The 14,365-nt window shown below is 66.8% G+C and carries 15 protein-coding genes; 5 read left to right on the forward strand and 10 right to left on the reverse strand.

Going from position 1 to position 14,365, the window contains the following annotated elements:
- Window positions 1-2 precede the first annotated feature (2 nt).
- From ACTJKQ_RS15900 to ACTJKQ_RS15925, 6 genes are read right to left on the reverse strand one after another with little or no spacing between them, the layout of a single operon-like run.
- Window positions 3-788 carry an enoyl-CoA hydratase/isomerase family protein gene (locus tag ACTJKQ_RS15900; RefSeq protein WP_440597407.1) on the reverse strand — a complete coding sequence of 262 codons (786 nt, stop codon included), beginning with the start codon at window positions 786-788 and terminating at the stop codon, window positions 3-5.
- On the reverse strand, window positions 785-1,294 hold the full coding sequence (locus ACTJKQ_RS15905) for a DinB family protein (protein WP_436075740.1): 510 nt from the start codon (window positions 1,292-1,294) through the stop codon (window positions 785-787). The genes ACTJKQ_RS15900 and ACTJKQ_RS15905 overlap by 4 nt, the downstream gene beginning before the upstream one ends.
- Window positions 1,291-2,229, reverse strand: coding sequence for a dienelactone hydrolase family protein (locus ACTJKQ_RS15910; RefSeq protein WP_440597408.1), 939 nt, complete (start codon window positions 2,227-2,229; stop codon window positions 1,291-1,293). The genes ACTJKQ_RS15905 and ACTJKQ_RS15910 overlap by 4 nt, the downstream gene beginning before the upstream one ends.
- Before the next feature lie 10 nt (window positions 2,230-2,239).
- A complete protein-coding gene (locus ACTJKQ_RS15915) occupies window positions 2,240-3,112 on the reverse strand; it encodes an alpha/beta hydrolase family protein (RefSeq protein WP_440597409.1) in 873 nt (290 codons plus the stop codon).
- Between the two features lie 18 nt (window positions 3,113-3,130).
- Complete coding sequence (locus ACTJKQ_RS15920; protein ID WP_440597410.1) at window positions 3,131-4,738, reverse strand: carboxyl transferase domain-containing protein; 1,608 nt, start codon at window positions 4,736-4,738, stop codon at window positions 3,131-3,133.
- A gap of 14 nt (window positions 4,739-4,752) precedes the next feature.
- The gene (locus ACTJKQ_RS15925) at window positions 4,753-6,483 is read right to left on the reverse strand and encodes an AMP-binding protein (protein WP_440597411.1); all 1,731 of its coding nucleotides are present in this window, start codon (window positions 6,481-6,483) and stop codon (window positions 4,753-4,755) included.
- Between the two features lie 106 nt (window positions 6,484-6,589).
- On the opposite strand from ACTJKQ_RS15925, the gene ACTJKQ_RS15930 reads away from it, so the two are divergent.
- Both ACTJKQ_RS15930 and ACTJKQ_RS15935 read left to right on the forward strand, forming a co-directional pair.
- On the forward strand, window positions 6,590-7,723 hold the full coding sequence (locus ACTJKQ_RS15930; RefSeq protein ID WP_440597412.1) for an AraC family transcriptional regulator: 1,134 nt from the start codon (window positions 6,590-6,592) through the stop codon (window positions 7,721-7,723).
- Window positions 7,724-7,840: 117 nt separating this feature from the next.
- The gene (locus ACTJKQ_RS15935) at window positions 7,841-8,515 is read left to right on the forward strand and encodes a glutathione S-transferase family protein (protein WP_436075741.1); all 675 of its coding nucleotides are present in this window, start codon (window positions 7,841-7,843) and stop codon (window positions 8,513-8,515) included.
- A 30-nt stretch (window positions 8,516-8,545) separates the two neighbouring features.
- On the opposite strand, the gene ACTJKQ_RS15940 is transcribed toward ACTJKQ_RS15935, so the two are convergent.
- From ACTJKQ_RS15940 to ACTJKQ_RS15955, 4 genes are read right to left on the reverse strand one after another with little or no spacing between them, the layout of a single operon-like run.
- Window positions 8,546-9,970, reverse strand: coding sequence for a patatin-like phospholipase family protein (locus ACTJKQ_RS15940; RefSeq protein ID WP_440597413.1), 1,425 nt, complete (start codon window positions 9,968-9,970; stop codon window positions 8,546-8,548).
- A gap of 23 nt (window positions 9,971-9,993) precedes the next feature.
- Window positions 9,994-10,647 (reverse strand): HAD family hydrolase, encoded by a 654-nt coding sequence (locus ACTJKQ_RS15945; protein ID WP_436075743.1) that lies wholly within the window; start codon window positions 10,645-10,647, stop codon window positions 9,994-9,996.
- A 51-nt stretch (window positions 10,648-10,698) separates the two neighbouring features.
- On the reverse strand, window positions 10,699-11,148 hold the full coding sequence (locus tag ACTJKQ_RS15950) for a YchJ family protein (RefSeq protein ID WP_440597414.1): 450 nt from the start codon (window positions 11,146-11,148) through the stop codon (window positions 10,699-10,701).
- An 11-nt stretch (window positions 11,149-11,159) separates the two neighbouring features.
- Entirely contained in the window at window positions 11,160-11,858 is a 699-nt protein-coding gene (locus tag ACTJKQ_RS15955) for a DUF4197 domain-containing protein (RefSeq protein WP_440597415.1), read from the reverse strand.
- 174 nt (window positions 11,859-12,032) lie between these two features.
- Between ACTJKQ_RS15955 and ACTJKQ_RS15960 the strand changes: the two genes are divergently transcribed.
- The 3 genes from ACTJKQ_RS15960 to ACTJKQ_RS15970 all read left to right on the forward strand — a co-directional run bounded on the left by ACTJKQ_RS15960 (window position 12,033) and on the right by ACTJKQ_RS15970 (window position 14,232).
- Entirely contained in the window at window positions 12,033-12,512 is a 480-nt protein-coding gene (locus tag ACTJKQ_RS15960; protein WP_056057813.1) for a DUF421 domain-containing protein, read from the forward strand.
- A gap of 65 nt (window positions 12,513-12,577) precedes the next feature.
- Complete coding sequence (locus ACTJKQ_RS15965) at window positions 12,578-12,946, forward strand: DUF2237 family protein (protein WP_440597416.1); 369 nt, start codon at window positions 12,578-12,580, stop codon at window positions 12,944-12,946.
- 149 nt (window positions 12,947-13,095) lie between these two features.
- The gene (locus ACTJKQ_RS15970) at window positions 13,096-14,232 is read left to right on the forward strand and encodes a peptidoglycan-binding protein (protein WP_440597417.1); all 1,137 of its coding nucleotides are present in this window, start codon (window positions 13,096-13,098) and stop codon (window positions 14,230-14,232) included.
- The last annotated feature ends 133 nt before the right edge of the window (window positions 14,233-14,365 follow it).

A 14,365-nucleotide genomic window follows, 5' to 3' on the forward strand; every position in this document is an offset into this window, starting at 1 on the left:
GATCAGCTCAGCCAGTTGGGCTTGCGCTTGTTCAGGAACGACTGCACACCTTCCTTGCCTTCGTCGCTGGCGCGGATGTCGGCAATGCCCTGCACGGTGGCGGCGATGAGGCCCGCGTTGATCTCCCGCTCTGCCACATCCATCACCAGCTTCTTGCACACGCGCACAGCGTTGGGGCTGGCGCTGGTCAGGGCCTTGAGCAGTTCGTCCACTTTGGTGTCGAGCTGGTCAGCGACCACGACCTCGTGCACAAAGCCAATGCGCAAGGCTTCGGCCGCGCCAAAACGCTCGGCCGTGAGGAAGTACCGGTGCGCAGCGCGTGCGCCCATGGCACGGATCACATACGGGCTGATGGTGGCGGGGATGAGCCCCAGCTTCACTTCGCTGAGGCAAAAGCCCGCCGTGTCCACGGCCACGGCCATGTCGCACGCGGCCACCAGGCCCATGCCGCCTGCATATACATCGCCCTGCACGCGTGCCACCGTGGGCTTGGGGCACTCATAGATCACCCGCAGCATCTCGGCCAGCTTTCCCGCGTCGGCGATGTTCTCGTCGCGCGTGTAGTCGGCCATGCGGCGCATCCAGTTGAGGTTGGCACCAGCGCAAAAGGCTGGGCCTTCGGCCGCCAGCACCACGGCGCGCACATCGGCGCGCCCACCCACATCGATGAAGGCGGCGGTGATCTCGGCAATGACCTCATCGCTGAAGGCGTTGCGAATTTCAGGCTGCGTGAGCGTGATGCGCGCCACGGCGCCGGTCTGAGTGATGGAAAGGTTCTGGCTGCTCATGGCTTGGACGGGTTTTGCAGAAAGTAGACGAAGTCCAGCTCGGGACAGGGCTGGCCCAGCGCGGTCAATGCCGCAGTGATCTGACCCCGGTGGTGCGTTCCGTGGTTGAACACATGCGCCAGCGTGGCCGCAAACGGCAGCGATGCCGCCGTGCCACGCATGGTGGTGTAGTCGAGCGTGCCGCTCCAGCGATCAGGCGAGAACGACGCAATCAACGGTGCCCAGCGGGCAGCGCCTTCGCGCAACCGGGCATCCAGCTGCGCGCGGTCGCGCTCCAGCTCGGCATCCAGCGCCACCTTGGGCGAGGTGCCTTCGGCAAAGCGCACGAACCACAGATGGTGCTCGCCCACCAGCAGGTGGTTGAGCGTGCCGTGGATGCTTTTGAAGAACAGGCCCACATCGCGCCGGTAGTCGTCCCCTGGTACCTCCGCCACTGCGTCGAGCAGGCGAGCAGTGGCCCACTGGTTGTAGCGTGCGAGTTGGGTGAAATGGTCGGTGGCGTTCATGGCGCGGTCGGGGTGCCCAGCACCCGTTTCCAGAAGGATTGCAGCGCGGCCAGCGACTGAACGCGCGCTGTGGGGTTTCCGCCCTGGTGCACACCATGGGCCGACGTGCCATTGGGCACATCGCCGCGCAGGCGCACGGGCGCAGTGCCATCAAAGCCGTGGTAGCTGCCTTCGTACACGTGCACCGTCACGTCGCTGCCAGCGCGGGCCTTCAGCGCGCCGGCCCAGTCCACGCAGGGTTGGGGTGGGGTCCAGTCGTCCAGCGCACCCAGCAGCATCAGCAGCGGAACACTTTCTGCCACGGCCTGGTGTTTGAGCAACGGCCCGCAGCCGGGGTAGAAAACCGCAGCACCGGCCAGTGTCGGCTCGCCCTCGCGCGGGTGGGTGAGCCGCTGCACCAGCAAATTCAACGTGGTGGTGCCGCCGTTGGACCAGCCCATCACGCCGATGTGCCGCGCATCCACGCCGGGCTGCGCGGCCAGCCACACCAGGGCCGCGCGCGCGTCTTGCACGCGGTCGTTCACGTTCAGGCTGCGGTCGCTGTAGCGGGTCTGGCACACATCACGCAGCCCGCGCGATCCGAAACTGTCCGGCATCAGCACGGCATAGCCTGCGGCGTGCAGCGTTTCGGCCGTTTCACGGTAGCGGGAGGACAACACGCCCGCCTTGGCAAACAGGCCTCCACAGCCATGCAGCGCCAGAACGGCCGGCTGTACAGACGCACTGGCCTGCGCGGATGATGGCTGGGGCGCTGGCCACCAATGGGCACGCAGCACGGTACCGGAAGGCAAAGGCAACTCCACCTGGTGCAGCGCCGCAGGCTCTCCAGCGGGCGACTGGGCCCGTGCGGCGCCAGTGCAGACGCCAACGCAGGCGACAACAAGAGCCAACGCGGCGAAGGCCTTGCGAGGAGAGAGGTAGATGGCGAACGTCATGGCAGACAAGTCAACGCGCAATGGCGGCGGGGAACCCGTTCGCATCCAGAAACTCGGACACTGCGGGCTGCCACACCTGCGGGAAACGCGTGAAGAGGGAATGCCCGTCCTCGCCATGGTGCGGGAACTGCACAAAGCTCGCCTTGCCGCCCGCCTTGGTGAACGCAGCGTGCCACTGGCGTGGCAACTGGGGGCCGAAGTACATGTCGTTTTCGGTGTAGATCCACAGCATAGGCACCTTGGCCTGCGCACCGTAGGCCTGAAAAGTGCGCTCCAGCGCTGGCTGCGAGCAGGGATTCTGGGGCCGGCCCTTGGGGTCGCCGCCACTGCCGCCTGCAAAGTTGATGGCCGCAACCACTCCGGGCGGATTCATCGCGGCCAGGGCCACCGTGCTGGCGCCACCGAACGACTGCCCGACCACCAGCACTCTGTCGGTCGCCACGTCAGGCCGCTGGCGCACAGCGTTCAGCGCAGCCAACATTTGCACGGCTGCGGCGTCGAACCCTGGCGGGTAGTTGCGGTTGTTGCAGGCCCCAGTGTCCTCCACGTCCTCGCCACCGCTCACGCCATAGCCCACGCGGGTCGGCACGGCCACCACAAAGCCACGGCGCAGCAGGTAGCGCGATGCATCGGTATAACGCGCCCGCCCCAGGCTGGCCCGGCCTTGCGCATCCGGTGCGCGACCGTGGTTGATGAGTGCAATCGGCGCGGGCCGGGGGTTGGTGTCGTCGGACCAGACCGTCACGCGGATGTCTTGGGCGATCTGCTTGCCCCAGGGGTTTTTGACCTGCACGGGCACATCGATCTGCTCCTCCACCACCCGTGCATGCGCGGCACTGGCCAGCACCGCCAACGCCACACCCCAAGACAGTCCACAAGACACGCGCATCTCTGCAGCCCCTCACATGCGGAACAGGCCGAACTTGGTGTCTTCAATGGGCGCATTGCGCGTGGCGGCCAGCCCCAGCGCCAGCACACGGCGGGTGTCGGCCGGGTCGATCACGCCGTCGTCCCACAAGCGCGCAGTGGCGTAGTAGGGGTGGCCCTGGTCCTCGTACTGACGGCGGATGGGGGCCTTGAAGGCTTCTTCCTCCTCCATGCTCCACTGGCCGCCCTTGCCTTCGATGCCGTCGCGCTTCACCGTGGCCAGCACGCCTGCGGCCTGCTCGCCGCCCATCACGCTGATGCGCGCATTGGGCCACATCCACAGGAAGCGGGGCGAGTACGCGCGGCCGCACATGCCGTAGTTGCCTGCGCCAAAGCTGCCGCCGATGATGATGGTGAACTTGGGCACGCTGGCCGTGGCCACGGCCGTCACCATCTTGGCGCCGTTGCGGGCTATACCTTCGTTCTCGTACTTGCGGCCCACCATGAAGCCGGTGATGTTCTGCAGGAACACCAGCGGGATCTTGCGCTGGCAGCACAGCTCGATGAAGTGCGCACCCTTGAGGGCCGACTCGCTGAACAAAATGCCGTTGTTGGCGATGATGCCGACCATCATCCCTTCGATGCGTGCAAAGCCCGTGACCAGCGTGGTGCCGTAGCGCGCCTTGAACTCGTCGAACTCGCTGCCGTCCACGATGCGCGCAATGATCTCGCGCACGTCAAACGGCTTGCGCGTGTCCACGGGGATCACGCCGTACAGCTCGTCTGCTGCGAATTTAGGAGCTACCGGTGCATGATCTGCGGGCGCCTGCGGCTTGTTTTTATTCAAATTGCGCACTGCATTGCGTGCCAGTTGCAGCGCGTGCATGTCGTTCTGCGCCAGGTGGTCGGCCACACCCGAAAGGCGCGTGTGCACGTCGCCGCCGCCCAGGTCTTCGGCCGTCACGACCTCGCCCGTCGCGGCCTTCACCAGCGGGGGCCCCCCCAAGAAGATGGTGCCCTGGTTCTTGACGATGATGGACTCGTCACTCATGGCCGGCACGTAGGCACCACCCGCCGTGCATGATCCCATGACCACGGCGATCTGCGAGATGCCCATGGCGCTCATGTTGGCCTGGTTGAAGAAGATGCGGCCGAAGTGGTCGCGGTCAGGAAAGACTTCGTCCTGGTTGGGCAGGTTGGCACCGCCCGAGTCCACCAGGTAGATGCAGGGCAGGTGGTTCTGCTGCGCCACTTCCTGCGCGCGCAGGTGCTTCTTGACGGTGAGCGGGTAGTAGGTGCCGCCCTTCACCGTGGCGTCGTTGCACACGATCATGCAGTCCACGCCACTCACGCGGCCAACCCCCGCAATGAGCCCCGCGCTGGGCGCGTCGTTGTTGTACATGTTGAGCGCGGCCAGCGGCGCCAGTTCGAGGAACGGCGTTCCCGGGTCCAGCAGCATCTGCACGCGCTCACGCGGCAGCAGCTTGCCCCGCGCCGTGTGCTTGGCGCGGGCCGCCTCACCGCCGCCCTGGGCGACTTTGTCGAGCTGCGCGCGCAGGTCATCCACCAGTGTGCGCATGGCGGTGGCGTTGGCCAGAAAGTCCGCCGAGCGGGCATTGAGTTGGGTGTCGAGAATGGTCATACGTTGTGGCTCTTTCAAGCGGTTTTCTGTTCTTCCAGGCCCAGCTGGTCCTTCATCTCGTTGCGGATCTTGAACTTCTGGATCTTGCCCGTCACCGTCATTGGAAAGCTGGTGACAAAGCGGATGTAGCGCGGCACCTTGTAGTGCGCAATCTGGCCCTTGCAGAAGGCTCGGATGTCGTCCTCGGTGGGCTGCGTGCCGGGCTTGGCGATGATCCAGGCACAGAGTTCTTCGCCGTACTTCTGGTCGGGCACACCCACCACCTGCACGTCCTGCACCTGCGGGTGGCGGTACAAAAATTCTTCGATCTCGCGCGGGTAAATGTTTTCGCCGCCACGGATCACCATGTCCTTGATGCGGCCGACGATGTTCACGTAGCCCTCGGCATCCATGGTCGCCAGGTCGCCGGTGTGCATCCAGCCGCCGTCGTCGATGGCCTCGCGGGTCTTGGCCTCATCGCCCCAGTAGCCATGCATGACGGAATAGCCTTTGGTGCAGAACTCGCCGCGCTGGCCGACGGGAACGATGGCGCCCGTGTCAGGGTCCACAATCTTCACCTCCAGGTGCGGCTGCACCTGGCCCACGGTCGATACGCGCTTGTCCAGCGGCGTGTCGGTGCTGCTTTGGCAGCTCACGGGGCTGGTCTCGGTCATGCCGTAGGCGATGGTGATTTCGCGCAGGTTCATCTGCTCCACCACACGCTTCATCACCTCGGTGGGGCAGGGCGAGCCCGCCATAATTCCGGTGCGCAGGGTGCTGAGGTTGAACTCGGCAAAACGCGGGTGGTCCAGCTCGGCGATGAACATGGTGGGCACGCCGTGCAGGCCGGTGCAGCGCTCGTCCTGCACCGTCTGCAGCACGGTGATCGGGTCGAATCCGTCATTGGGGTACACGATGGCAGAGCCATGCGTGAGACAGGCCAGGTTGCCCAGGACCATGCCAAAGCAGTGGTACAGCGGCACGGGGATGCACAGCCGGTCTTCGGGCGTGAGCTTCATGCATTCGCCGATGAAGAAGCCGTTGTTCAGGATGTTGCGGTGCGTGAGCGTGGCCCCCTTGGGGAAGCCCGTGGTGCCGCTGGTGAACTGGATGTTGATGGGGTCGGTGGCCTTGAGCGCGGCGGCGATTTGCGCCAGGCGCGGGTCGGCCGCGTTGCCGCGTGCCAGCAGGTCGGTAAAACGCAGCAGGCCGGGCTCGTCGGCGCCCTGCCCCGCCTCATCGATCCACACCACCGTGTTCAGGTGGGGCAGCTTCACGGAGCCCAGCTGGCCTGGCTGCTGGTGGTGCCACTCGGGCGCCAGCTCGCGCAGCATGCCCAAGTAGTCGCTGGTCTTGAAGCGGGCCATGGTCACCAGCAGCTTGCAGCCCACCTTGTTCAGCGCGTATTCGACTTCGGACGTGCGGTAGGCCGGGTTGATGTTGACCAGCACCAGGCCCACCTGCGCGGTGGCCAGCTGCATCAGCACCCATTCGGCGTTGTTGTGCGACCAGATGCCCACGCGGTCGCCGGGGGTGAGCCCCATGCCCAGCAGCGCGCTGGCCAGGCGGTGCGCCTCGGTCTGCAATTGGGCGTAGGTGTAGCGGCGGCCCTGGTGCACGCTAACCAGCGCCTCGCGCTCGGGCTGGCGGGCCACCATGTCGGCAAAGAAGGCGCCGATGGTTTGCTCGATCAGGGGAACATCGGTAGCGCCACGGGCGTAGCTGTCCACCAGCGGTGCGGATTGTGTTGCGGCTGCAGTCGTCACAGGTTTGTCTCCTCGGTCATCCGGCCAGCGCGGGCAGAGCACGCGTGGCAAGCCATTCGAAAGCATAGGCAAGCATAGAAGCCCACGGCCCGGCCGGGTTGCCACAATGGTTGCAAATCGTGCCACGGCTGGCACACTCTGTAACGTGAAATCACCTGCCTCTATCGCCCACCGCCTGCCTGCTTCCGCCACAGCCCCCGCAGCGACGCCCATCGCACCGGCGGCCACGCCCATCGCGTTCGTGCGCGCCATTGCTCTGGCCTATGAACGGCGCGGCATGAGCCCCGAACGCGCCCTGGCCCAGGCACAGATTGCGCCGCAGCTGCTGCAAGACGACAGCGCCCGCATCACCGCCTGGCAGATGGAACAGATCTCCGACGCCGCCATGCAGGAGCTGGACGACGAAGCCCTGGGCTGGTTCAGCCGCCGCCTGCCCTGGGGCAGCTACGGCATGCTGGCGCGCGCCAGCATCAGCTCGCCCACGCTGCAGGTGGCCCTGGCCCGCTGGTGCCGCCACCATGGCCTGCTGGCAGACGACATTGCGCTGCACCTCACCACCCAGGGCGACACCGCCACCCTGGCCATCACCGAGGCCCGCGACCTGGGTGCGCTGCGCGAGTTCTGCCTGGTCTCCGTATTGCGCAACGCGCACGGACTGGCCTGCTGGATGGTGGACTCGCGCATTCCGCTCATTGCCGCAGAATTTGCCTTTGATGCGCCCCCGCACGCCGATGCGTATGCCGTGCTGTTCCGAGGCCCCATCACCTTCCACGCACCACGCACCGCCATCCACTTCGACGCCCGCTACCTGCACCTGCCCCTGCGCCGCGACGAACAGGCCCTGCGCCAGATGCTGCAGCACGCCCTGCCCCTGACGGTGCTGCACTACCGCCGCGACCGCCTGCTGGTGCAGCGCGTGCGCCAGTTGCTGGCCGCCCCCCTGCCCGGCCAGCCCGCCCACGCCCTGCCCCAGCACAGCGCCGAATCACTGGCCGCGCTGTTGCATGTGTCACCGCGCACCCTGCACCGGCAGTTGAAGGAAGAAGGCGCCACGCTGCAAGGCCTGAAAGACGAGGTGCGCCGCACCCGCGCGGTGGAGCTGCTGCACCGCACGCAGCGACCGATCAAGCAGGTGGCCGAGGCGGCGGGTTTCGAGAACGAGAAGAGTTTTATCCGGGCGTTCCGGGGGTGGACAGGGCAGTCACCGGCGGAGTTTCGGCGCCAAGCGAGCCCAGCGTGACAGGACGTTGCCCAATGACGCAATCTGCACCCTGCATGGCTGCCACGGGGCTGCGTCCGCAGCCAGCCACCACTACACTGACTAGCGCTCCCGCCCGCCCTCTTGTCGCTTGCCTTCATGCTCCATCTCCACCACTGCGTCAGCGCCCGCTCCTTCCGCCCCCTGTGGATGCTCGAAGAGCTACAACTGCCCTACCAGCTCCACATGCTCCCCTTCCCGCCGCGCGCCAAGGCGCGGTGGTTTTTGGACGAGAACCCGCTGGGCACCGTGCCGCTGCTGGTGCAAGGCGATGTGCGCATGACCGAGTCGGCGGCCATGTGCCAGTACCTTGCCGCCACACACCCCGACGCGGGGCTGGACGTGGCGCCCACACACCCGGCGTATGGCGCCTACCTGAACTGGCTGCACATGAGCGATGCCACGCTGACCTTTCCGCAGACGCTGGTGCTGCGCTATGGCCGCTTTGAGCCTGCGGAGCGGCAGCAGCCGCAGGTGGTGGAGGACTACAGCCGCTGGTTCCTGGCCCGGCTGCGCGCCGTAGAAACGGCCCTGACCCACAGCCGCACCGAGCACCTGTGCGCGGGCCGCTTCACGGCGGCGGATGTGGCGGTGGGGTATGCGCTGCTGCTGGCGCAGCACCTGGGGCTGGATGCGCAGTTTGGCCTGGCCACGCAGGCCTATTGGCAGCGGCTGCAGCAGCGGCCCGGCTACCAGCGTGCCATGGCAGCGCAGGTGCGGGCTGCCGAGGAGCAGGGAGTGCCCACGACCCCGGCGCCGGATACGCGTCCCTGAGCGCCGTCAAGAGCCCCTGAGCGCGCGCCCTCAGTCCTTGGCCTGCAGCCCCGCTGGCGGTGCATGTGGCACATGGGGATCGGGGCTGAGTAGCGATTGCACCAGCGCCCGGAACTCGGGCGAGTGGCGCAGCACGCTGCCGCCCGCCTCGATGAGGTCGGTGACTTCTTCCGACGCGATCGAAAACGCCGTGGGCACCTGCAGCAGGCGGCGGCGTGCGATGTCGTCGGGGGCGTCGCGCAGGTTGACGGGGATGACGTGGATCTCCGCGTCGGGCGCGAACACGTCGTTGGCGCCGGTGGGGCCTGACGCCAGCGAGCGCTGCCATTGGCGTGTGATGTCGCGCAAGAACTCTTGCGTCTCGCGCGTGGCGCGGGCGCCGGTGCCGAACAGCAGGGCGTCCACCACCTGCGCCATGTTGGGCACCTTGTCGCTCATGTCGATGTTGACCGAGGGATCGCGCTCGGCGTTTACCGTGATCAGCACCAGCTTGCGAATGGTGGCAGGCGGTATGCCGACCTCGCTGAAGGTCTGGCGCAGGCCGCCATTGGCCAGGGCGCGGTCCAGCAGGCGCTGCACCCCCAGGTTGTCGGCCAGGCCGCCATCGACCAGATGGATGTAGGGCTTGCGCTGCGCATCCACATAGCTCAGTTCATGGGCGCGGTTGAGCCGCACGCGGTAGTCGCCCGTCGCCGCCGCGGCGACCGATGGGGAGGGACGATCGGGGCACTGGTCGGCGTAGTTCTTGAGCGTCATCGGGCTCAGCAGCAGCGGCACCGCCGACGAGGCCGCCACGGCGAACGACAGCGGCACCTTGCGCAGGTCTGAGCAGATCAGCGAAAACTGCTCCCAGGTGAACTCAAAGCCGGTGCCCAGCGACATGTCGGTGGCGGTAATGAACAGCTGCGGGTGGCGCGGGCGCCGCTCCACGTCGCCAAAGGTGAGGCCGCCATACAGCTCGTCCAGCCGCCGTGCCAACAGGTGCGTGCGGCCCAGCCAGGGGGAGGTCAGGTCGATCAGATTACCGGGGCGCAGCGCCTGGGTGATGAGGCTGTTCTGGAAGTTCTGGCGCAGAAAGTCCTGTTCAAAGCGTGGCAGCCCCTCGATGCCATGCGCCGCAAAGTAGGCCGCCACAATGCTGCCGCCCGACACACCGCTGACCACGTCGGTGGCGTCCAGCAAGGTGGTGGGGTGGCCGTTCCACACAAACCGCGTCTGCTGCAGCTCGGTCAGCACGCCGTAGCCAAACGCGGCGGCCCGCGCGCCGCCACCTGACAGCGTGACGGCCACGAGGATGGTCGGGTCGCGCTCGGACTTGCGCACAGGGATGTTCTGATCGCCCGCAGGCAGGGGTTCGTTGATCCAGGGTTTGACCGACGAACAGCCCGCCAGCAGCGCCAGGGCGGCGGCCAGTACCGTGTGCTTCATGGCCCGCGCAAAGGTGTTCATCGCCATGTCCCTTTTTTTGTGGACCCGTGTCAGCAGCCGAGCAAGCCGGGCAGCTCGGCCATGCTGCGAAACACGTGCTGCGCCCCTGCAGCCCGCAGCGCGGCCCCATCGTCCAGCGGGGCGTAGGCAAACACGGTGGCCCCGGCAGCCACACCGGCGGTGACGCCGGTCACCGTGTCTTCGACCACCGCACAGCGCGTGGGCGCTGCCTGCAGCGCTGCAGCGGCGGCAAGGTACACATCGGGCGCGGGCTTGGTGGCGGGCATTTCGTGGCCGCTGAAGATGCGGCCTTCAAAGTACGGCGCCAGGCCCACCTTGGCGAGCTGCATCTCGACCTTGAAACGGTCGGCCCCCGAGGCACAGGCAATGCGCCCGCCGTGGTGGGCGTGCACACGCTCGACAGCGCCGTGGATGTGCTCGATGGCGGTGAGCTGCGCCTCCAGCGCAGCATTGCGGCGCGCGTAGAAGGCCGACATCCATTCGTCGGTCAGTGGGCGGCCCGTGTGGTGCTCAATGCGCGCGGCCTCGCTGCGCACCATCTTGCCGATGAAAAGGCGCATGCACTCTTCCGGCGTCAGCACCCACCCGGCCTCGGCCAGCATGTCGCGCAGCACGCCGTTGGTGATGGGCTCGCTGTCCACCAGCACGCCGTCACAGTCAAACAGGATTGCTTCAAATTTCATAGCTATCAGGGCATATTGCACTTAGCGCTTGGGGTGGTTTTGGCTTGAATTTCAGCCATGGAGGTCTCCATCGACATAGAACCAGCGCCCCTCCTCGCGCACAAAACGGCTGGTCTCGTGCAGGCGCACGGCGCGCCCAGCGACACGGTAGCGGGCCACAAACTCGACCACGGCGTGGTCGGCGTCGGTGGCGACGTGTCGGCGCACGTCCAGCCCGAGCCATTTGGCCCCCGCATCAAAGTCGAGCGTGACCGGGCGGGTGCTGGCGTGCCAGGTGGCCTGCAGGTAGTCGGATCGCTCGCACACAAAGGCGGTGTAGCGCGACCGCATGAGGCTTTCGGCATCGGGGGCGGCCATGGCATCCAGCCCAGGTGCCGCCAGGTAACGGCCGCAACAGCTGGCGAATGGCAAGGGGGCTGCGCTTTTGCCCTTGCTGCCACCCGGGCCAGCAGGCGCCAGGCGCCCGCAGGGGCAGGGGTCGTTAGGCTGTGGCAAAGGCATCGTGACGTCTCTCAGCGCAAGGCACCAAACACCTTGCGCGCGATGGCGCTGCCGGCGGCGGCCGGATCCTGGCGGATCTTGCGCTCTTCCTCACCGATCATGAGGTACAGACCGTCCAGCGTCTTGCCGGTGACGTACTGCGCCAGGTTGGCGTCTTCGACCTTCAGCAGGCCAAAACTCGCGGCCTTGCCCGCGAAGGCGTTGTATTTCTGCGTGAGGCCGACTTTCTCGGTGGCCTGGTTCACCACCGGCAGAAAGCGCTGGCCCAGTGGCGTGCGCGTCTTGTCGGCAAAAAAGGCGGTCACCGAGTTGTCGCCGCCGGTGAGGATGTTCTTGGCATCGGTCACCGTCATATTCTGCACCGCGCCCACCAGCAGGTCCTTGCCCATGGGCACGGCCGCTTCCGCGGCGCGGTTGATGGACACCACCAGCTCATCGATGCGCTTGCCCTGGCCCAGCGACTTCATCACCTTGGCCGCGTCGTCCAGGTAGCCCGGCAGGCCGATGCGCACCTTGGGGTTGCCCAGAAACCCGTCATTGCGGCCCAGCAGCGACACCGCCGCCTGCGCGCCCTGGGTCAGCGCGGCCTTGAGGCCGCTGGAGGCGTCGGCATTGGTGAGGTCGCCCAGCGACAGCGCCCAGGCGTGCTGCGCAGTGGCGCACAGCAGCGCCCCCATGAGGCTGGTTTGGTGGAATTGGCGGCGTTGCATGGGGCGGTACTTTCGATGGGGGCAGCAGAGGAGGCCCACTCGGCCGCCACTGCAATGAGGGCGCACTGTGCCGGAGCCGTGCGGGGGATTGCCCGGGATTTTCGCTCAGCGAATGAGGGGCAAGCCGCAGGCCGTAGACTGGCCCCACCCAAGCATCCAACAAGGAACCTTGCAATGTGGCAAATGAGTGTGCCGTGGTGGGAGTTTGTGCTGCGCGGCGTGGTGGTGTATCTGTTCTTGCTGGTGTTCATGCGCCTGTCGGGCAAGCGGCAGACAGGGCAGTACGAGCCGTTTGACCTGATCCTGCTGCTGATCCTGTCGAACGCGGTGCAGAACTCGATGAACGCTGGCGACAACTCGCTGGTGGGCGGGCTGATCTCTGCCAGCACGCTGATGCTGCTGCATGTGGCGCTGGCGCGGCTGGCGTTCCACTTCCCGCGCATCGGGCGCTGGGTGGACGGCAAGGCCCAGGTGCTGATCCACCAGGGCGAGCTGAATCAGGCGCTGATGCGCAAGGAGCTGCTGACCCGCGACGACGTGGAGGCCGCACTGCGCGCCGGTGGCTGCCTGCACGCGCACGAAGTGGAACGCGCCACCATCGAGACCAACGGGCAGATCACCGTGGTGCTGCGCCGCCGTGGCGAAGAGGGCTGAGCCGCCCCGCGCCCACTCCAACAATCTACGCCCCCCATAGGCCCTCACAACACACGCGACCCGATATGACTGCACTGAACGTTCTGGGCACCATGCTGATGCCCTGCTCCTACGACCCGCTGACCGGCTACTACCGCGATGGCTGCTGCAACACCGACGAGCACGACCACGGCACCCACGTGATCTGCGCACGCATGACACAGGCGTTTCTGGACTTCTCGCTGTCGCGGGGCAATGACCTCATCACCCCCCGGCCCGAATACCGGTTTGTAGGACTCAAGGCCAACAACCGCTGGTGCCTGTGCGCCCTGCGCTGGAAAGAAGCCTACGAGGCGGGTGTGGCACCGCCGGTGATCCTGGAATGCACCCATGCCCGCGCGCTGGAGTTTGTGACGCTGGCGCAGTTGCAGAGCGCGGCGCTGTCCAGCAGCTGACCGTTCTGATAAGCGCGGGGCGCACTCCGGGCCGGGTGCGCCACCCCTTGCACCCTACCTCTGTCGGGTTGCCGGTGATTGGCTGCACGGCGAAAGATCAGGACTTTGTGTTCCTCCCTTTCGCTGCACATGCGGCCACATCCGTCACCATGACTATCACCCTTTCTGTCCAGCAACGGCGCGCGCGTGCCGCTGCCACCCCGCCCCGTTCAACCACCCCGCTGCGCCTGTGCGCAGTCAGCGCTGCCGTGGCCGCTGCTGCACTACTGAGCGGCTGCGAGACCACCAACATGCGCATGGGCAGCGCCGATGCCAAGACCGTGGCCACCGGCAGCGCTGCGGGCGGAGCCTCTACCGGCGCCAGCGACTCGCTGGAGCGTTGCGAAAGCCCGCTGGGCACCGTCTCGCTGATCGAAAACCAGCAGGCTGGCTGGTACACCATCCTGCGTGACCAATACCGCCTGCCGCCCACGGCCAACCTGCTGCGTCTGCTGGTGCAGCAGTCCAACTGCTTTGTGGTGGTGGAGCGCGGCGCCGCCGGCATGAACGCGATGACGCGCGAGCGCGCGCTGATGCAGTCGGGCGAAATGCGGCAGGGCAGCCAGTTTGGCCAGGGGCAGATGGTGGCCTCGGACTATGGCCTGTCGCCCGAAATCGTGTTCCAGAACAACAACGCAGGCGGTGCCTCCGCATCGCTGGGCGGCCTGGTCGGTGGCCGTGCGGGGGGCCTGCTGGCAGCCATCGGCGGCAACATGAACACCAAAGAGGCCAGCGCGCTGCTCACGCTCATCGACAACCGATCCGGTGTGCAAGTGGCGGCGTCGGAAGGCAGTGCCGCCAAGACCGACTTTGGCGCCATGGGGCAACTGCTGGGCGGATCGGGCGGCGCGCGCATGGGCGGTTACTCCAACACGGCCGAAGGCAAGGTGATTGCGGCCGCCTTCATGGATGCGTTCAACCAGATGGTGCAGTCGCTGCGCAACTACCGCGCCCAGACGGTGAAGGGCCAGGGCCTGGGGGGTGGCGGGCGGCTGAGTGTGGACGGCGCCGCACCGCCCTCGCAGACATCGGCCGCGCGTGCTGCCGCGCAAAACAATGGAGCCACCGCAGGACTTTCGCTGCGCGATGCGCAGGCCCGCCTGAACGAGCTGGGCTACAACGCCGGCACACCCGATGGCGCCATGGGCGGCAAGACGACGGCAGCGCTGCGCGCCTTTCAGAACGACAAGGGGCTGCCCACATCCGGGCGGCTGGATGCGGCGACGGCGGCTGAACTCGCCCGCTGAAGCCTGAGGGATGCCCCGCGGGGACACCGGGGCGGGTGGCCCTGCAGCAATGGGCGCGCTCCAACACAAAGCGGATCACATCCGATCGAAGAAAAGCCCCCGCAGCAACTTCGCTGCGGGGGCTTTGGGTTGG

It is taken from the genome of Acidovorax sp. 22279, from assembly GCF_052045435.1.
GTDB classification, from domain to species: Bacteria; Pseudomonadota; Gammaproteobacteria; order Burkholderiales; family Burkholderiaceae_C; genus Acidovorax; species Acidovorax delafieldii.